14 protein-coding genes are annotated in these 18,355 nt (G+C 54.3%); 9 read left to right on the top strand and 5 right to left on the bottom strand.

Translation table 11 applies throughout. The features are described from left to right. Nucleotides 1-309: 309 nt before the first annotated feature. Both TW80_RS00585 and TW80_RS00580 read right to left on the bottom strand, forming a co-directional pair. Nucleotides 310-1,584, bottom strand: a complete 1,275-nt coding sequence (locus TW80_RS00585) for an acetylornithine deacetylase/succinyl-diaminopimelate desuccinylase family protein (protein ID WP_045995418.1) — start codon at nucleotides 1,582-1,584, stop codon at nucleotides 310-312. 46 nt (nucleotides 1,585-1,630) lie between these two features. After that, nucleotides 1,631-2,797, bottom strand: coding sequence for a glycosyltransferase family 2 protein (locus tag TW80_RS00580; RefSeq protein ID WP_084625689.1), 1,167 nt, complete (start codon nucleotides 2,795-2,797; stop codon nucleotides 1,631-1,633). Between the two features lie 297 nt (nucleotides 2,798-3,094). Between TW80_RS00580 and TW80_RS00575 the strand changes: the two genes are divergently transcribed. From TW80_RS00575 to TW80_RS00550, 6 genes are all read left to right on the top strand, one after another. Next, nucleotides 3,095-4,819 carry a hypothetical protein gene (locus TW80_RS00575; protein WP_157033176.1) on the top strand — a complete coding sequence of 575 codons (1,725 nt, stop codon included), beginning with the start codon at nucleotides 3,095-3,097 and terminating at the stop codon, nucleotides 4,817-4,819. 23 nt (nucleotides 4,820-4,842) lie between these two features. Next, the gene (locus TW80_RS00570; protein ID WP_045995416.1) at nucleotides 4,843-6,837 is read left to right on the top strand and encodes a hydantoinase/oxoprolinase N-terminal domain-containing protein; all 1,995 of its coding nucleotides are present in this window, start codon (nucleotides 4,843-4,845) and stop codon (nucleotides 6,835-6,837) included. A gap of 96 nt (nucleotides 6,838-6,933) precedes the next feature. Next, nucleotides 6,934-7,542, top strand: a complete 609-nt coding sequence (locus tag TW80_RS00565; RefSeq protein ID WP_045995415.1) for a CDP-alcohol phosphatidyltransferase family protein — start codon at nucleotides 6,934-6,936, stop codon at nucleotides 7,540-7,542. A gap of 13 nt (nucleotides 7,543-7,555) precedes the next feature. Then, nucleotides 7,556-8,755, top strand: coding sequence for an ABC transporter substrate-binding protein (locus TW80_RS00560; RefSeq protein WP_045995414.1), 1,200 nt, complete (start codon nucleotides 7,556-7,558; stop codon nucleotides 8,753-8,755). A gap of 10 nt (nucleotides 8,756-8,765) precedes the next feature. Continuing rightward, nucleotides 8,766-10,469, top strand: a complete 1,704-nt coding sequence (locus TW80_RS00555) for an ABC transporter permease (protein ID WP_045995413.1) — start codon at nucleotides 8,766-8,768, stop codon at nucleotides 10,467-10,469. Then, nucleotides 10,462-11,112: an ATP-binding cassette domain-containing protein gene (locus TW80_RS00550; RefSeq protein WP_045995412.1), complete on the top strand. Its 651-nt coding sequence runs from the start codon at nucleotides 10,462-10,464 to the stop codon at nucleotides 11,110-11,112. The genes TW80_RS00555 and TW80_RS00550 overlap by 8 nt, the downstream gene beginning before the upstream one ends. Here the strand turns inward: TW80_RS00550 and TW80_RS00545 are convergent. Then, nucleotides 11,094-12,176, bottom strand: coding sequence for a THUMP domain-containing class I SAM-dependent RNA methyltransferase (locus TW80_RS00545; RefSeq protein ID WP_446720127.1), 1,083 nt, complete (start codon nucleotides 12,174-12,176; stop codon nucleotides 11,094-11,096). The genes TW80_RS00550 and TW80_RS00545 overlap by 19 nt on opposite strands. A gap of 59 nt (nucleotides 12,177-12,235) precedes the next feature. After that, a complete protein-coding gene (locus TW80_RS00540) occupies nucleotides 12,236-13,585 on the bottom strand; it encodes a tetratricopeptide repeat protein (protein WP_045995410.1) in 1,350 nt (449 codons plus the stop codon). A 154-nt stretch (nucleotides 13,586-13,739) separates the two neighbouring features. On the opposite strand from TW80_RS00540, the gene TW80_RS00535 reads away from it, so the two are divergent. Further along, nucleotides 13,740-14,237 carry a CAP domain-containing protein gene (locus tag TW80_RS00535; RefSeq protein WP_084625688.1) on the top strand — a complete coding sequence of 166 codons (498 nt, stop codon included), beginning with the start codon at nucleotides 13,740-13,742 and terminating at the stop codon, nucleotides 14,235-14,237. 2 nt (nucleotides 14,238-14,239) lie between these two features. Here TW80_RS00535 and TW80_RS00530 read toward each other — a convergent pair whose 3' ends face one another. Further along, complete coding sequence (locus TW80_RS00530; protein ID WP_045995409.1) at nucleotides 14,240-14,992, bottom strand: class I SAM-dependent methyltransferase; 753 nt, start codon at nucleotides 14,990-14,992, stop codon at nucleotides 14,240-14,242. A 62-nt stretch (nucleotides 14,993-15,054) separates the two neighbouring features. On the opposite strand from TW80_RS00530, the gene gloB reads away from it, so the two are divergent. Together gloB and clpA are read left to right on the top strand one after the other, a co-directional pair. After that, the gene (gene gloB, locus TW80_RS00525) at nucleotides 15,055-15,831 is read left to right on the top strand and encodes a hydroxyacylglutathione hydrolase (protein ID WP_045995408.1); all 777 of its coding nucleotides are present in this window, start codon (nucleotides 15,055-15,057) and stop codon (nucleotides 15,829-15,831) included. Between the two features lie 179 nt (nucleotides 15,832-16,010). Then, nucleotides 16,011-18,338 carry an ATP-dependent Clp protease ATP-binding subunit ClpA gene (gene clpA, locus TW80_RS00520; protein ID WP_045995407.1) on the top strand — a complete coding sequence of 776 codons (2,328 nt, stop codon included), beginning with the start codon at nucleotides 16,011-16,013 and terminating at the stop codon, nucleotides 18,336-18,338. Nucleotides 18,339-18,355: the final 17 nt, after the last annotated feature.

The raw sequence follows: 18,355 nt of genomic DNA, 5'->3' as shown, positions 1-18,355 counted from the left end.
AGCACATTATCAACGACGCCACGATTGTAACGAGAGAGAATATTGCACTTTGCTGCCGGGGCTGTAATGCGAGCAAAGGGCAAAAAAGCGTTAGCGACTGGTTGCTATCCCCCTACTGTAAATCACGCGGTATTAACGTGGAGACCGTAGCTTCCGTAGTGAGACAAGCCATTATTAAAGGACTATAATGTCTAACGTTGGCTTAAAGTTACAGCGTGGCGAAGCTCACTTTCTGCACATGCATACCATCCAGGCATGGTAGAGTATCCGACACTTCGAGCTCTAAACTGATCTTCAGTGTTGAGCTACTCACTCAACCAAAATCTCCCGCAACGCCCCCGCCATGACCTTTGCGCTGTCGATCATATCATCGACGCCGATGTATTCGGCGGGTTTGTGGGCGAGCTCTAGGATGCCGGGGCCGTAGGCGATGCAGTTTTTCAGTTTGCCGATCCGGTCGATATGTTTTTGGTCATAGGTGCCGGGGGACGCGACGTATTGTGCGGGTTTGCCCAAGACTTTTTCGATCTGCGCGGCGACGGTTTGCACCACAGTGGCGCTGCGGTCGGTCATGCTGGGCAGGACGCTATTGAGTTCGGTGATCGCGTAGTCAAATTTCGGGCGGGTGGATTTGAGACCCTCTAGCAGTGCAGTGACCTCGTCCCGGACTTGGTCCAGCGGTTCTTCGACCAAAAAGCGTCGGTCAATCACGATCCGGCAGCTATCGGGCACGCAATGCGCGGGAAGGCCTGTAAAATCGGCGGGCTGTTCAGGTTGGCCTCCGTGGATGGAATTGATGTTCATCGTAGATGATCGCGCCCCTTCGGGTACGACCGGCATATCAGTGGTCCGGGCAGCCATGGCGGGAAAGAGTTTGTCTTCAAATTCGCCCAGCACCGCCCCCATATGGCGCACCGCGCAATCCCCTAAAAACGGCATGGAGCCGTGTGCGATTTCGCCAAAGGTTTCGATTTCGGCCCACCAACCGCCGCGGTGGCCAAGGCAAACGCGGTCTTTGTTCAGGGGTTCGGGAATGATGACATGCTGGACGTTTTTGAAGAAACCCTGTGCGGCCAGATAGGCCACGCCCCCATATCCGCCGGATTCTTCATCCGCGGTGCCCGAGATTTCAATCGCGCCGGAGAAATCTGGGTGAACCTCTAGAAACGCTTCGGCAGCGATGATTGAGGCGGCAAGCCCCCCTTTCATATCACAGGCGCCGCGTCCGTAAATTTTGCCATCGATCAAGTCGCCGCCAAAGGGGTCCACGTTCCAGCCTTTTCCCACCTCGACCACGTCAGTGTGGCTGTTGAAATGCACGCAATCACCCGCGTGCCTCCCTTCGCGACGTGCGACAATGTTCCAACGTGGGTATTTTTCGCTGTCGCCGGGGGTTCCATGCGCGCGGATCAGTTGGGTTTCAAATCCAGATCGCCGCAGACGTTTGTCCAAATATTCACAAATCGCGCGATAGTTTTCGCCGGGCGGATTGAGCGTCGGAATACGGATCAAATCTTGGGTCAGCGCGATCAGATCATCGCGCCGATTTTCGATTGCATCTAGTAGTCGGGTTTGGCCGGTCATACCCCAACTATTGGGTAACCCGCCAAACACAGCAAGGTTTTTTGCGTTAAGCCGCGTCGCGATCCGCTGGGCTGATCTTTTGTTGCAGCATATGTGTTAAAAAGCCAGTCGTAATGATTTGCACGCCAAGCGAGGCGCAGACAACAGCCAAGGCTGCCGGGCGAATAATATAACTTGCGTCCAAGTTGCCAAAACCGGTCGCGCCCCAGCTGAAAATCGCGGAAATCGTCGCGATGAGCCCTATGAATAGTAAGATCGCCCCAGCGATACATGCGTTATCCACCGTGAGGCGGCGGCGTAATCTTTCAAAGCGATCAGATGAGGGCAATAGTTGGAAACGTACGGCAAAGACGCGCGCAAGAGCATAAAAACAGACCATTTGAAATCCGGTTAGTGTCAAAGCACTCGCTAAGATAAGAGTGGCCCCGTCAAAGCTAACACTGCCGATGTTGATAGGGCCAAACATCAAGGCAGTGAATATTGCAGTACCGACAAAGAACATTGCAATGCCCGGATAGTAGAACAACCAATACGGCGCATAGGTCAAAAGCAATTTGAGGTGCAGCCATCCGTCGCGCCAGCTTCGTAGATGTGGCGGACGCGAACGCCCGTCAGGCTTGAGTGTGGTCGGTACTTCGCAAATTTTTAAACCAGTCAATGAGGCCTTAATGACCATTTCCGAGGCAAACTCCATCCCTGGCGTATTGAGGTGGAGACCTTGAATAGCGGCGCGAGAGAAACCGCGAAGCCCACAGTGAAAATCTTTGACTGGTGTGCGGTAAAAGATTCGCCCAATTGCGGACAGTACGGGGTTGCCAAGGTAGCGATGAAGCGGTGGCATGGCGTCTTTCGCAATTCCCCCGGCAAAACGGTTCCCCATGACTAGGTCGGAACCATTGCGCAATTCATGAAGAAACGGATCAAGGTTTGAAAAATCATATGAATCATCGCTGTCACCCATGATGACGAATGTTCCGCGCGCGTCGTCAATTCCAGCCATCAGCGCTGCGCCATATCCTTTCACAGGAACGTCGACGACCCGTGCGCCTAGCCGCTTGGCGATTTCCTGACTGCCGTCAGTTGAGCCATTGTCAGCAATCAGCACCTCTCCTTCGACGCCTGACGTTTTCAAGTAATTCATTGCTTTCGTAATGCAAACTTCGAGCGTTTCTGCCTCGTTCAGGCATGGCATTAAGATTGTAAGTTCGGTCATGTATCCGGCTCTGATATTCATTTTGATTAATCGTCTAAAGTCGAAATAGGGCGTAATTCAGACGGTTTTGTCACGAATAGTGACTGATCTGAGCTTAAGCAAAGGCTCACTCACGCTATTTTTCGCACTTAGCGAAAAAATTCTTATTTGTTAACTTGGTAAACTGTTTCAATGCGGTCAAGTCGGGTTAAAATCTCAGCGGAACAGCGTAGGAATATACAATTGACGAACGATTCTAAGGTTTTGCGAGCGTTTCATCAAAACGCCTTCAAGATTGTTTTCCTGGCCTGTGTAGCAATGGTAGTGTTCAGGGCAGCATTCGCGGGGATAAATCTTTACGAAAGCTACGGGAATAAGGGCAACGACGATATCATGCGTTTGCTCTCGGTGCGAGATTGGCTCGCTGGGCAAGCATGGTATGATGTCGCACAATACCGGTTACTGCCACCCGACGGGGTATCACTACATTGGTCTCGTTACATTGATTTTGGGATCGCTCTTTTTATTGTTCCTCTTTCTTGGATTTTACCGATGCCTGTGGCCGAAATTGTTGCCGCTGGTATTTGGCCAACGATGATACAGATCATTGCGCTCATATGTGTGGGCTTTGGAACAAGACGGCTGTTTGATGACTATGCGGCGTGCTTTGCAATGTTGGGTTTGGTTATTTGGCCGCTTACAGGCGCAATGCATGCAAGTGCTGGGAACTTAGATCATCACAATGTTCAGATGCTGATGATGACCATACTATCCTTTGCATTGGTTTGGCCTGAGAGAGCACTGGTTGCCGGGGCAATTGCCGGTGTTGCTGGCGCATTTTCTCTGGCCGTGGGTTTAGAGAGCATTGTGTTCGTAGTTGGTGTTGGCGCGATTGCCTTGGTACGCGCTGCTTTGTTGAGATCGGTGCAAACACGCCAATTCCTGACTGCGTTTTGTGGGGTGCTTTTATTGGCTAGCGCGGTATTTTGGATCGGCCAGACTGGCCCCGAGAACCGTACTGCCTTGATCTGTGATCAGTTGGGAATTCCGACTTTGCTCATGGTGGTGATTGCGTCAGCCGCTTCCCTATCCGTGATTGTTGCAGCACGTGCTGGTGTATCCAGTATATTCGCGCTGGCCGCCGCAGCTAGCGTGACCGTTGTTGGTCTTTTGTTTGCTTGGCCATTTGTCGCGCACTGCGTCTCTGGGCCTTATGGGCAGTTGCCGCCACAAATGATCGAGCTGATCAACACACAGATCATCGAGGCAAAACCCGGCATCGTTTACGCGTTAGAAAAGCCGCAAGTTGCTTTGGTCTTGGTGCTGCCGATTTTTGGCGCACTTCTTGCTGGGGCAATTCTTTGGTTCAATGCTCGCTCTGTCCAGAGTCTGGAACAGCAGAATGAAACATTGGGACTCTTGATCCTTCTTTGTTTGCTTGGCGTTCCGATGATGCTGCTGCAAATGCGCGCCGTCACTATTTCTGCGACGGTCGTTCCGATGATCGCCGGTGCAGTGCTTGCTGCTCAGTTGCGATCATATTTGGATTCGCGCGATATGGTGGGCGGGTTACGTATGATCTTGCTGGGTATGGTGCTGCTCGCGCCTGTTACTGTAGTCCAGGCGATTGCGCCCTTCATATCGCAGCCCGAAAATGATGGAACTACGGATCAGGCAGATTGTCGTCTGCGCTCTTCTATGATTACTCTGAACGAGGTTACGCCTGTCGTTATATTCAACCACCTCAATTACGGGCCCGCGCTGATGTGGGCGACGCATCATAGTGTGACGGCGGCACCTTATCACCGCAGTGCAGATGCGTTTTTGAACGGTATATTACCGTTTGAGATGGAAGAAGCGGAATTCGCTGAGTACGTGAATGGCACGCCTGCGACCCATCTTTTGTTGTGTAAGGACACCGCATATAAGAGCGACTTCTTGACAGATATTGCTGCGGGGGCAGACGCCGCTTGGTTGCGTCGTGTGCCAGTTTCAGCACAAGAACAGATGTTGTTTGAGATTGTGCCAAGCGATATGCCCTGAGCCTAAACCATAAGGGCGTAGAGATGGCATTTCTGTTGGGCGTAGACACGGGCGGGACCTATACCGACGCGGTCGTATTCGATGAGTTGGCCGATCAGGTTGTTGCGACTGCAAAGGCACTGACAACGCGTCCTGATTTGTCTTTGGGCATTGCCGCTGCGATTGATGCTGCATTGGCAGAGGCGAATGTGCCGCCTGCCGAAATCGTGATGGTTTCACTGTCCACGACCTTGGCCACAAATGCGCTGGTCGAGGGGCAGGGCGGGCAGGTTGCGCTGATCGCGGTGGGATTTGACGATGCAGATGTGCAGCGTTCGGGTCTGAACGAGGCAATGGGCGGAGATACTGTCATTCGCCTAAAGGGCGGGCACGATCACGCGGGCGTCGAGGTGGCTGAACTGGATCTGTCAAGCCTGCGCAAGGCGCTGACACAGATCGGTGATGACGTGTCAGGGTTTGCCGTCGCGGCGAGTTTTGCCACCCGTAACCCGGCGCATGAAAAGGCGGTCCGTGGGCTAATCCGCGAGCTGACCGGAAAGCCAGTGACATGTTCGCATGAATTGTCCCAAGCGCTGGGCGGACCCAAGCGCGCCTTGACCGCTGTATTGAACGCGCGCCTGATCGGCATGATTGATCGGCTTATCACCGCCTGCGAGGACCACCTGAAACTGCGAGAGATAACCGCGCGTCTGATGGTTGTGCGGGGTGACGGCGCACTGATTTCGGCCCAAGTGGCTCGTGAAAAACCGATTGAGACAATTCTCAGCGGACCTGCTGCATCGGTGGCGGGCGCGTGCTGGCTAAGCGGGCAGACGGACGCCTTGGTCAGCGATATTGGTGGAACGACAACTGATGTTTGTTTGTTACGCGATGGTCGGCCGTCGATTGATCCGCAGGGTGCGCAAGTTGGCAAGTTTCGGACAATGGTCGAAGCTGTTGCGATGCGGACAACGGGCCTTGGCGGCGATAGTGAAGTGCACCTCGTTGAGGGTTTAGCAGGCCAACTGCACCTTGGGCCGCGTCGTGTGATGCCGATCTCTCTGGCCGCGACCCTATTTCCGCATCTGGTCCACCCCGCATTGGATCGCGCTTTGGTGCTTGAGATCCCAGCGCCGGATGGTGGGCAGTTTGTTGTGCCGATTTGGGACAGCATTCCAGCGGGTTTGGACACGCGCGAGGCTGCCGTTGCCGAAAGGCTGCGCAATGGTCCCCTACGATTGGGTGAGGCGATACAAAACCGCACAGAGACGCCCGCGCTTGGGCGGCTTGTGACCCGTGGATTGGTGATGATCGCAGGGGTAACACCGTCGGACGCAGCGCATGTTTTGGGTAAGCTGGATAGTTGGGACAGGTCAGCGGCGGAAAAGGCGCTGACCTTGTTCGCGCGGCGACGCACCGGAGGGGGGCGAAGGGTCGCGGATGACTCTGGGGCGCTTGCGAATATGATCGTGGATCAACTTACCACGCAAACTGTGGATTGTCTTTTGCAGACCTGTTTTGCCGAAGATGGGTTCGCGGGCGATCCGGCGCAGCTTGCCCGCCATCCGCTAGTCGCGGCGGGATTTCATCAGCACCGTGGGCTATTGCAGATGAATATGTCGGTGGGGTTGCCCATCATTGGGCTGGGGGCATCGGCAAGGGCGTATTACGGTGCTGTCGGGGAACGGTTAGGCGCCAAAATGGAGCTCCCCATCAACGGTAAGGTTGCGAATGCGATTGGTGCGGTTGTCGGACAGGTCCGTATGCAGTTGGATGGCACGGTGATTAATCAAGACGGCATTGTCGCCGCTCTGCCAGATGGGCCAGAGCGTTTTGCCGATGTCCAAACCGCTCTCAAGGCGCTTGAGGACGCGTTAACTGATGCGGCCACGGAAAAGGCGATTGCAGCAGGTGTTACCGTGCCGCGCATCAGCGTGACCCGCGATATCAAAGAGGCCGAAGTCGAAGGTCAGATGATGTTCATCGAGGCAAACCTACGCGTGACAGCATCGGGGCGACCGCGCATTGCCCACGGCTAATATGTCAAAATTAGTAAGTTTTCTCACTTTCCCGTCAGCATGATTGCTTTGACCGATTGCATCGGCGACAACATGTCGACCTGGGGAGAGGAATGAATGCTAGACCGCTATGCACGCAGATTAATTGATCCGCCGCTGGACCAGTTTGGACGGATGATTTCTGCCCGTGGCATTAGCGCGGACGCGGTGACTTACTTGGGCCTCGCGCTTGGGGGCGTTGCGGCGATTTGCATCGCTTGCGGAATGCCGGGGCTTGCGCTTTGGCCGTTGTTGCTAAGCAGACTTGCCGATGGGTTAGACGGGGCCGTCGCCAGAGCCAGTCAGAAAACCGATTTTGGCGGATTCTTAGATATTTCGGTTGATTTTCTATTCTATGGTTTGATCCCGATGGCCTTTGTTTGGATGTCACCCGATGCAAATGGGGCCGCGGGGGCGTTTCTGCTGACCTCGTTTTACTTCAATGGGGCGACGTTTCTGGGCTACGCGATCTTGGCTGAAAAACATGGGCACAAGACCGAAGCACAAGGCCAGAAATCGCTCTATTACTCCAATGGAATTCTCGAAGGCACAGAGACAATTCTGTTCTTTGTATTGCTTTGCCTATTGCCCGAACACTTTGCATTGCTGGCGTGGATATTTGGCGCGCTTTGCTTTGCGACTGCGACTTTGCGGCTTTTTGCCGCGAAACAAATATACACTCAGTAGAGGAATAATCCTGATGAAACACCTTGCCGTTTTGGCCGCGCTATTGGCCCCAGTGTCTGCACTGGCCGATGTAAACCCTACTGATTGGGACGAAGTTGTTGCCCAAGCCTCTGGCCAGACTGTCTATTGGAACGCTTGGGGCGGTTCGACGACAACAAACGAATTCATTGCGTGGGTTGGTGAACGTGTCGCCGCTGAATATGGCGTGACCCTAGAGCATGTGAAACTGACCGACACAGCCGATGCCGTGACGCGCGTGATTTCAGAAAAGCAGGCGGGCCAGGACGACGACGGCGCGATTGATATGATCTGGATTAACGGTGCCAATTTTGCCGCGATGAAAGAGGCGGATTTGCTCTTTGGTCCTTATGCCGAGGAACTACCAAATTGGGCGCTGGTCGATACCGAAGGCAAGACCGTGCAGACAGATTTTACTGTTCCGGTCGAAGGCTACGAAAGCCCGTGGGCGATGGCGCAGGTCGTATTTGTTCACAACACTGCAACCATGCCTGACCCGTTAGGATCAATGCAGGCGTTGCAAGAATGGGCGCAGGCGAACCCCGGTCGCTTTAGCTATCCGCAGCCGCCGGATTTCTTGGGTACGACGTTCCTCAAGCAGGTTTTGGTCGATATCTTGGATGATCCGTCTGTATTGGCAGCGCCTGCCACAGACGAAACATATGCACAGGTCACCGCCCCACTGTGGGCGTATTTGGACGCGTTGACCCCAAACCTGTGGCGCGAGGGCAAGGCATATCCCGCCACCGGCACCGCGATGTTTCCTTTGATCACGGATGGCGAGATTGATCTATCTATTTCGTTCAGCCCGGGTGCTGCTTCGACGGCGATTGCGAATTTTGAATTGCCCGACACCGTACGCACGTTCGTGTTGGACAAAGGAACGATCGGCAACGCATCCTTTGTCGCGATCCCATATAATTCCGGCTCAAAAGAAGGCGCGATGGTTGTTGCGAATTTCTTGATGTCGCCAGAGGCGCAGGCGCGCGCGCAAGACCCGGCAATCTTGGGATATGGCACTGTGTTGAACATGGCCGCGCTAAGCGAGCAAGAGCGCGCCGTTTTTGATAATCTAGAGCTTGGCATCGCCACATTGTCCCCAGCTGAACTGGGCCAAGTCCAAGATGAACCACACCCAAGTTGGATGACACGTATCGCAGACGATTGGGTGGCACGTTACGGTGTGGCGCAGTAAGGGCGCACTTATGGCGGGCGGCACGAGGCGCCCGCTATTGCCATTGGTTCCCTTGCTGGCCATTGGCCTCATGTTGGGGCCAGTGGCGGCAGGTCTATGGGGGACCGTTTTACCCGCATTTGGTCAGATGCGGGTGATCGGTGAATTTGAATCACCGTTGGAACCGTTCCGCATATTGTTCAACTGGGCGGGCCTGCCCAAGGCTGTGACGCTCTCGATCACAACCGGGATCGGGGCAACGGCGATCTCTTTGATGATCGTTTCGCTCTTGATGGCGGGTTGGTCGGGAACACGGCAATTTCGCCTCATCGAACGGATGCTATCACCGCTGTTGTCGGTACCGCATGCTGCGGCAGCCTTTGGATTTGCCTTTTTGGTTGCGCCCTCGGGGTGGCTGTCGCGGATGATTTCGCCGGTTCTTACAGGCTGGGACAGACCCCCAGATGTGCTGATCGTCCAAGACCCGGCTGGCTTGGCGATGATGTTGGGGCTCATCATCAAAGAGGTCCCCTTTTTACTGTTAATGTCGATTGCCGCATTGAGCCAAAGCCAAGCACAAAGCAGCATCACAATAGCCCAAGCATTGGGATACGGGCGTGTGACAGGCTGGTTGAAAACCGTGTTCCCCCGCGTCTATCACCAAATCCGGCTGCCAGTTTATGTAGTCCTCGCCTACTCTATGTCAGTCGTTGATGTGGCGCTGATCCTTGGGCCGAACACGCCCGCGTCCTTGTCTGTTCAAATTGTGAAATGGATGTCTGACCCCGACCTTCAAATGCGCGCTGTTGCTGCTGCTGGGGCGTTAATACAGCTTGCCTTGGTCATTGGCGCGTTAGCATTTTGGCGGATCACCGAGATCATTGCTGCATATCTAGGTCAGCGATGGATCACGGCTGGCGGACGTGGAAAATGTGACTCTATTATTGGTGTATTTGCACTTTTTTCTGCCTTTGTCGCGGCGCTGGCGATCATCTTGGGGTTGTTGATTTTGACAATCTGGTCGTTCGCCGGGTTCTGGGGTTTCCCCGAGGCTTTGCCTGATCAACTGACCTTTCGAAATTGGGCGCGCCACGGACCGGGCGCATGGCAGGCGTTCGGTGAAACCGCGTTGATTGCCAGTGTCGTCAGTGGCATTGCCCTGCTCCTTTCAATCGGATGTCTCGAGGCGGAACATCGGCACAACGTGCAATTCACCAGACGCACAGTCTGGTTGATCTACCTGCCTTTGCTCGTGCCTCAAACGGCATTTCTACCCGGAATACAGAGTCTAATGCTGGGAATTGGCGCCGAAACTGGTCGGCTGCCAGTTATGATTGCGCATTTGGTTTTTGTCTTTCCTTATGTGTTCCTGTCTCTTTCAGATCCCTATCGGGCTTGGGATATTCGGTATGCGACTGTCGCGTCCGCGTTAGGTGCTACGCCAAACCGTATTTTATTTCGGATCAGATTGCCGATGTTGCTGCGGCCAGTGCTGACCGCTGTTGCCGTCGGAATGGCCGTTTCGGTGGGGCAATATCTGCCAACATTGCTGATCGGCGGTGGCCGGATTGAGACGCTCACGACCGAGGCTGTGGCGCTTGCTTCTGGTGCAGATCGCAGAGCGATTGGTGTGTTCGGATTGATGCAAACGGGCGCTGCGCTTTTGCCATTCGCGCTCGTGCTAATTGTGCCGAATATTTTGTGGCGTCAACGAAGGGGGCTTCGCCATGGATAAGGGTCTATTCCTGCGTAATTTGGAAATATTCACAAAACACGACCGGCTCATTTCTGTCACACATGACATTGCGCCGGGCGAAGTTTTGACTGTTATGGGGCCATCGGGCGTGGGTAAATCGACGCTCTTGGCGGGGGTGATTGGGACGCTGTCACCTGATTTTCGGATGGTCGGTGAAATCTGGTTGGATGGAGTCAATATTACTCTGCTGCCACCGCGTTTGCGCAAAATCGGAATAATGTTTCAAGACGACCTGTTGTTTCCGCATTTGTCCGTTGGCCAAAATCTCGCATTCGGGTTGAAACCGGGCGGCACACGCGCGGACCGCGCCGCCAAGGTCACGGCCGCGCTGAATGAAGTGGGATTAGAGGGGTTCGAGGCGCGCGACCCAGCAACGCTGTCTGGCGGTCAAAAAGCGCGGGTCGCGTTAATGCGGATGCTATTGTCCGAGCCAAGTGCGCTGCTCTTGGACGAAGCGTTTTCGCGGCTTGATGCAACGTTGCGCGCGCAGGTCCGCGACCTTGTTTTTCAGCGGGCCAAAGACCGCAATCTACCCGTTTTGATGGTCACCCATGATGTCGAAGACGCGCGGGCGGCATGCGGGCCGATCATTGATCTCGGCCGTCAGAGCGGATCAGTCTGAAATAGCCAAACCTTTAGCCCGCCATGCGGAATAGGCGGCCCCTTTGGTTTGAACGGAAGACCGGTTGCTTTGGCAAGGTTTGCGTCACTGGTGATGATCCCGACGCGCCAGCCAGAAAAACGTTCCTTCAACACACTGCCAAGCGATGCGTATAGGCCAAACAGCAGCTTTGGATTGCCGATACGCCCGCCGTAGGGTGGATTGCAGATCACCAGCCCTGCGGGACCTTCGGGGCGCCGAAGATCAGCGACGGCATGGTTTTGAAACGAAATCAAATCATCCACACCCGCACGTTCAGCATTTGCGTTACTCATACGGATTGCGCCGGCATCGCGGTCACTGCCGTAGAATTTTAGATCAGTAGGCTGCAGGGTCTGTGTGCGCATAAGGTCCCAAGCCTGTTGATCAAAGCTCGCAAACTGCTCGAACGCAAAGTGTCGGGATCGTCCGGGGAACAGACCACGCGCAATTTCTGCGGCTTCAATGGGGAAGGTCCCAGAGCCACACATAGGGTCTAACACGGGCTCTTTGCCATCATATCCGCATTCACGCAGAAACAAGGAGGCAAGTGTTTCACGCATCGGCGCCTTGTTAACCGCTTCTTTGTGGCCGCGTTTGTGTAGACTTTCCCCAGAGGTATCGAGGCTAATCGTTACCTTGTTGTCGTCTATCCGCGCCTTGATCACGATATTCGCATCAGCGCTGATCGTCATGCCATGACTTTCGCGGAGCGCTGTTTCGATCCGCTGTGTTGCTGCGCCAGCGTGATATATTTTTGATTTTCGATTGGTGCTAACTTCGACTCTAACAGGCACGTTAGAGTCTAAAATTGCACCCCAATCGAATTTGCGCGACCTTTTATCAAGTTGGGCAAGGTGGAACGCCATGAACGACCCGATCCGGACCAGAACCCGTGTCGCGCCGCGCATTTGTAGGTTCGCAAGCCAGATATCGGGCCAGTCGCCGTGGGTGGTAATGCCACCTTGGGTGATTTGTGCGTCAGAAAACCCGTTTTCGACCGCTTCTGCATGCAGCGCGGATTCGAGGCCGGGAGTGGCGGTCATGAAGATTTCAAACTGGCTCATCCGGTGTGCATAGGGCCAACAGTGTCGGGCGCGCAAGGTTAGAACGTCGATTGAAACCCGATCTGCGCCTGCAATTGTGATGTCGTAAACTGCGTCACGTTTGATTGGGTTTCACGGGCGGTCAGCGTCAGAGAAGGCGAAAATCCATATGCATTCAATTGCCCGAGCAGGATCGTCCCCCCTGCGCTGGCATATCTATCGCGGCGACCATCAAGCGATAGATCAAATTCAGGGTAAGAACGGTAACCGATCTCGCCAAAAACACTTAGTTTTGCGCCGGCGATGGGCTTTGCAAAATAATAGTCCATCCGCACTGTATAGTCCGTAAAGCTGTCTGTTTCGGTCTCAGCATTCTGGCGGGTGCCTGAAGCTGACAGGGAAAGTATATCGCTGGAAGCCATCACATGCGCATGAGATGCGCCAATCTGATAGATATCCGCATCGGGCTGTGTAACTGCGATTGCGTTTCTATTTTCGACACTAATATTGAGGTTTAGGCTATTTCGGTGTCCTTCTGAAATGGTCTGATCCAGTCCAATTCTTGTATAGTTCCATAGCGGATCTTGGCTAAACCACACCTGACCTGCGTGTGCTGATATGCGGGTGGCCCCCCATGTGTCGCGTAGGCGAAAACTGTGGCTTCCTGCAATTTCAGCGAGGATGAGCGCATAGTCCCGCCCCGATACATCAGGAAGCGCCGCTTTGGATTCGGCAGATAGGCTATATGTGCGCCCAAAGAGATAGCCATGCACTTGGGTTAAGTGTGTCGGGCTCGTGCTGAGTGTATAGCTGATGTTGGTCTGGGCGGCATATTCAATGCCGCTAATGGCTTGGCTGCTGGGGGGCAAGAAGAACTCAAAATCCAGCCCCTCAAGGAAGAACGAGTCATCCGCTGCGCCATTGTTGATGTTGTCGGATGGTGCGACCTGAAAATTCGCGTAAATAGAAAGCGGATTTTCAGCTCTGATTTTGTGGAATTCTGCTGAAATAGTCTCTAATTCTGTTTGTGTTGCCGTATGGTTTCGGGCGCGTCGCAGCCACCATTGCGCATGCGTGTAGTGGCCCTGCCGATAGGCGGCGTTTGCTGCGATACGCGCAGCACGGAGCCTGTCTTCACGATGCTCTGCGGCTGCATAGGCCCTGTGCGCGATACGCTGTGCCTCTTCGTGGCGGCCAAGCTCGGCAGCTGCCAGCGCGTGAATAACAAGGGCGGCGTAGTTGTCAGGATCGTCTGCCAGAATCGCGATGCTACTGGTGATGGCTTCACGATAGTTTCCGGCCACGAGGGCTTGCTCGGCGTCGTTTAGGTACGTGTTCTGAGCGACGGCCTCTTGGGTGAGCAAGCAGAATACAATCGGTATCAAGTGATCAGATAGCGTCGTTGTCATGGTTGAAGGGGTAGTGGCGCGTCAGAGGTTCGGCAATTATCGGTGACTGCGGCGCCCTACGTAGGCGTGATGCTGCCTGCGATGTCGGTCGATTGAAATCACCTTTGTTTAAGCGATCTGGAGAACCTAGGCTGTTAGAAGGCGAGGCGATGAGATGAAAAATATTCTATCGACAGTGATTGTTTTGAGTTTGGCAGCTTGTGGTGGGACGTCCTCGACAAGCGGTGGGGGTACGCCTACTGGGCCGACGACACCGACTGTGCCCTCAACACCAGTGGATAATTCGTTTCGGGGAATGCTGAATAATGTCCGGGCCGCAAATGGGGCTGGCCCGGTAGCCTATGACGCGCGCCTTGGTGCTGCGGCACAGGGGCATGCGGATGATATGCTGGCGAACGACTATTTTAGCCATACGGGTTTGAATGGGTCTTCGCCGGGCGACCGAATTCGTGCGCAGGGATATGTCTGGCGTACCTACGGAGAGAACATTGCCAAGGGCCAGCAGACCGAGGAACAGGTTCTGGAAGGATGGACAAATTCGCCCGGCCACCACGCCAATAATATCAATCCGGCGTTTGAAGATTTTGGCCTCGCAAAGGCGGGGTCAGGCGGGAATACCTATTGGGTGTTGGTGCTCGCGACAGAGCAGTAGGATCACACCGATTCTGGTTTTGGCGCTGGCTTGGTGATCCCTTCTAGGACGCGAAGGGGCCGTTTGACCGTTTCAGTGAGCCCGGATGGTGGCGACGCTGCCATTTGTTTTGTGACCTCGACCATGAGGACCCCACCCGCAGCAATCAGCGGCACGGCATGTCCGACCTTTTCAATCAGGCCGGCAGACTTGCGCCAGACACGGCTGCTTGATGGTGGTTGATACAACGTCGAAAGCGTCCACTCGGTCACGAATTTATGCTTGCGCAGTTGTGCTTCGAGTTGCCCAAGTGAATAGGGGCGCCCGTAGCCGAATGGGGTTTTGTCGGAACGCGACCATAGCCCCGCACGGTTTGGCACGATGAACACTGCGCGCCCACCCGGACCCAGCACGCGCCACGCCTCATCCAGCAAGGCGGTAGGTTGTTCGGTGGTATCGAGCCCATGCATCATGACCAGTTTATCAACGTGACCCGTTTCAATCGGCCATTGGGTGTCTTCGCAAAGCACGCTTAGGTTCTTTTCGCCGGGCGGCCATGGCATCACGCCTTGTGGTCCGGGCATCAGCCCGATCACGCGCCGCGCGTCGCCCAAGTAGGGGCGCAACAATGGTACCGCAAAACCAAAGCCCACAACCATCTGGCCTTTTGCCTCGGGCCAAATTTGGGTCAGCTCTGATCGGATCACCTTTTGCGCCGCCCGCCCAAGGGCGCTTCGGTAGTAGAATTGGCGCAGGTCCAAAACATCAAGATGCATTGCGGTTGCAGTTCCTTGGGCAACGATTACGTTTAACCATAACAAGAGAAAGGCACATTGCCATGGAAAACACTTCGTCCACGCTCGAATTGGTCACGGTCCCGTGCCTCAGCGACAACTATGCCTTCTTGGTTCACAATCCAGAAACCAAGGAAACCGCGTTGATCGACGCACCAGAATCGGCTCCAATTCAGGCGGCTTTAGATGCGCGCGGTTGGGTGCTGACCGATATTTTGCTGACCCACCATCACCCAGATCACGTAGATGGGGTCGATGCCCTGCGCGGCAATGCGCGTGTCATCGGCGCAAAGGCCGATGCGCATCGTCTGCCCGCTCTTGATGTCGAAGTTAGCGAAGGTGCGATGCTAACGGTCTGTGGCGCTCGGACGGATGTCTTTGATGTGTCCGGGCATACGATGGGTCATATCGCGTTCTACATGGCGCAGCCGGGCTATGTGTTTACCGCTGATAGCCTGATGGCGATGGGCTGCGGTCGTCTCTTTGAGGGAACGCCCGCCCAGATGTGGGATAGTTTGCAAAAATTGCGTGCGCTGCCGGATGAAACGGTGGTCTGCTCTGGGCACGAATATACGGAATCAAACATGCGTTTCGCATTGACCCTTGATCCGAACAATTCTGCGCTTATCTCTCGTAAAGAGGCGATCTCAGCTGCGCGCGCCAATCAGCAGCCTACGGTTCCATCCACACTCGGCGAGGAAAAGCGGACAAACCCGTTTTTGCGTGCCGACGATCCCGCATTCAAAGCCGTGCTAGGGATGGAGACAGCATCTGACGTTGATGTCTTTGCTGAGGTGCGCCTGCGAAAAGATAAATTCTGACTATCAGTTTCCCAGTTTAGGCCAGAATTTAGCCCCAAAGCTATCTTTCACTGCTTTTGTGAGGGTGAAATGGAAAAAAGTCCTTGAAGGTTCCGGGAGAAAACCAAACCTTAAGGATAAGAGGCCACGGTTTGTTAGTGCGACGCACGAACTGACCCACGATATGAAGGAGCACAAAAGTGCCATCATTTTCGACAACACTTGAGCAAGCCATTCACGGGGCCCTCGCCCTTGCGAATGCCCGCAAACATGAACTCGCCACGCTAGAGCATCTGCTGCTGTCGCTGATCGACGAACCAGACGCCGCCCGCGTGATGCGTGCGTGTTCTGTAAATCTGGATGATTTACGCAAAGATCTTGAGGACTTCATCGAGGATGATCTGGCGACGCTGATCACTGATGTTGAAGGGTCAGAGGCTGTGCCAACGGCGGCATTTCAGCGCGTGATTCAACGCGCAGCAATCCACGTGCAATCGTCTGGCCGTAGCGAAGTAACCGGCGCAAATGTGCTTGTCGCGATCTTTGCAGAACGTGAAAGCAACGCCGCCTACTTCCTCCAAGAGCAGGATATGACTCGCTATGATGCGGTCAACTTTATCGCGCATGGCGTGGCAAAAGATCCCGCTTATGGCGAATCGCGTCCTGTCTCTGGTTCCGTTGAGGACGGTGAAACCGTGTCACCTGGTGGCGAATCTGAAGAAAAAGAAAGCGCGCTTGCGAAATATTGCGTCGATTTGAATGCTAAGGCGAGCAAAGGCGACGTGGACCCGCTGATTGGCCGTAATCACGAGGTCGAACGTTGCATTCAGGTTCTGTGCCGCCGCCGTAAAAATAACCCATTGCTGGTGGGCGATCCCGGTGTGGGTAAAACCGCCATCGCTGAAGGTCTGGCGTTCAAGATCGTGAACGAAGAGGTTCCCGAAGTTCTGTCCAAGGCCACGATCTATTCATTAGATATGGGGGCTTTGCTTGCTGGTACCCGCTATCGTGGTGATTTCGAAGAACGCCTGAAAGCCGTTATGACCGAGATGGAAAATCACCCTGACGCGGTGCTTTTCATTGATGAAATTCACACCGTCATTGGTGCTGGTGCGACCTCTGGTGGGGCGATGGATGCGTCCAACTTGCTGAAACCTGCGTTGCAGGGTGGCAAGCTGCGCTGCATGGGATCGACGACCTACAAAGAATTCCGTCAGCATTTTGAGAAAGATCGTGCGCTATCACGTCGTTTCCAGAAAATCGACGTGACCGAACCATCCGTGCCAGATTCGATCAAAATTCTGCAGGGTTTGAAACCCTATTTCGAAGAGCATCACAGCATCAAATACACCGCTGATGCGATCAAAACGGCCGTTGAATTGTCGGCGCGCTATATCAACGATCGCAAGTTGCCCGACAAAGCGATTGACGTGATTGACGAGGCAGGTGCCGCCCAGCATCTGGTCGCTGAATCGAAACGTCGCAAAACGATTGGCGCCAAAGATATTGAGGCTGTCGTCGCGAAAATTGCGCGCATCCCACCAAAGAACGTCTCCAAAGATGATGCTGAGGTGCTGAAGGATCTTGAAAAGACACTCAAACGGGTCGTCTTTGGCCAAGACACTGCGATCGAGGCGCTTTCTTCAGCGATCAAGCTGGCGCGTGCTGGTCTGCGCGAACCTGAAAAGCCGATTGGTAACTATCTGTTTGCCGGGCCAACCGGCGTTGGTAAAACCGAAGTGGCCAAGCAGCTTGCCGATACGCTTGGTGTGGAATTGCTGCGTTTTGATATGTCCGAATACATGGAGAAACACGCCGTTTCGCGTCTGATTGGTGCACCTCCGGGATACGTCGGTTTTGACCAAGGTGGCATGCTCACGGATGGTGTGGATCAGAACCCACACTGTGTGTTGTTGCTGGACGAAATGGAAAAGGCGCATCCGGATGTCTATAACATCCTGTTGCAGGTGATGGATCACGGCAAGCTGACCGACCACAACGGCCGGACCACAGATTTCCGCAATGTGATCATCATCATGACGTCTAACGCGGGTGCTGCGGAAATGTCCAAGAACGCACTGGGCTTTGGCCGTGAATCGCGTGAAGGCGAAGACACTGCCGCGATTGAGCGCACGTTTACACCTGAATTCCGCAACCGTCTTGATGCGGTGATCAGCTTTGGCGCGCTGCCGAAACCAGTGATCATGCAGGTGGTCGAGAAATTCGTGCTGCAGCTTGAGGCACAGTTGATCGACAGAAACGTCCATATTGAACTGTCAAAAGCAGCGACTGCTTGGTTGGCCGATAAGGGCTATGATGCGAAAATGGGTGCACGTCCTCTGGGTCGTGTCATCCAAGAGAACATCAAAAAGCCTCTTGCCGAAGAGCTACTGTTTGGCAAGCTGGTCAAAGGTGGAATTGTCAAAGTGGGCGTTAAAGATGACGCGCTTACGCTAACCTACGAAGCCCCAGAGCAAGGGAAAATCACCGATGGAGGTGACAAGCCGCCGCTATTGACCGCAGACTAAAATGAACAGCAAAATGC

The sequence above is a fragment of the Loktanella sp. S4079 genome (assembly GCF_000967725.1).
Classification (GTDB): domain Bacteria; phylum Pseudomonadota; class Alphaproteobacteria; order Rhodobacterales; family Rhodobacteraceae; genus Yoonia.
Note: the sequence above shows the minus strand (reverse complement) of the source record. Positions and strands in the feature narration are given on the sequence as shown.

Excerpts from the sequence above, each read along its gene's own strand:
- TW80_RS00560 (WP_045995414.1), top strand. The coding sequence starts at position 7,556 with ATGAAACACCTTGCCGTTTTGGCCGCGCTATTGGCCCCAGTGTCTGCA.
- TW80_RS00575 (WP_157033176.1), top strand. The coding sequence starts at position 3,095 with ATGGTAGTGTTCAGGGCAGCATTCGCGGGGATAAATCTTTACGAAAGC.
- TW80_RS00550 (WP_045995412.1), top strand. The coding sequence starts at position 10,462 with ATGGATAAGGGTCTATTCCTGCGTAATTTGGAAATATTCACAAAACAC.
- TW80_RS00580 (WP_084625689.1), bottom strand. The coding sequence starts at position 2,797 with ATGACCGAACTTACAATCTTAATGCCATGCCTGAACGAGGCAGAAACG.
- TW80_RS00545 (WP_446720127.1), bottom strand. The coding sequence starts at position 12,176 with ATGACCGCCACTCCCGGCCTCGAATCCGCGCTGCATGCAGAAGCGGTC.
- TW80_RS00540 (WP_045995410.1), bottom strand. The coding sequence starts at position 13,585 with ATGACAACGACGCTATCTGATCACTTGATACCGATTGTATTCTGCTTG.
- TW80_RS00565 (WP_045995415.1), top strand. The coding sequence starts at position 6,934 with ATGCTAGACCGCTATGCACGCAGATTAATTGATCCGCCGCTGGACCAG.
- TW80_RS00555 (WP_045995413.1), top strand. The coding sequence starts at position 8,766 with ATGGCGGGCGGCACGAGGCGCCCGCTATTGCCATTGGTTCCCTTGCTG.
- TW80_RS00530 (WP_045995409.1), bottom strand. The coding sequence starts at position 14,992 with ATGCATCTTGATGTTTTGGACCTGCGCCAATTCTACTACCGAAGCGCC.
- TW80_RS00585 (WP_045995418.1), bottom strand. The coding sequence starts at position 1,584 with ATGACCGGCCAAACCCGACTACTAGATGCAATCGAAAATCGGCGCGAT.
- TW80_RS00570 (WP_045995416.1), top strand. The coding sequence starts at position 4,843 with ATGGCATTTCTGTTGGGCGTAGACACGGGCGGGACCTATACCGACGCG.
- TW80_RS00535 (WP_084625688.1), top strand. The coding sequence starts at position 13,740 with ATGAAAAATATTCTATCGACAGTGATTGTTTTGAGTTTGGCAGCTTGT.
- gloB (WP_045995408.1), top strand. The coding sequence starts at position 15,055 with ATGGAAAACACTTCGTCCACGCTCGAATTGGTCACGGTCCCGTGCCTC.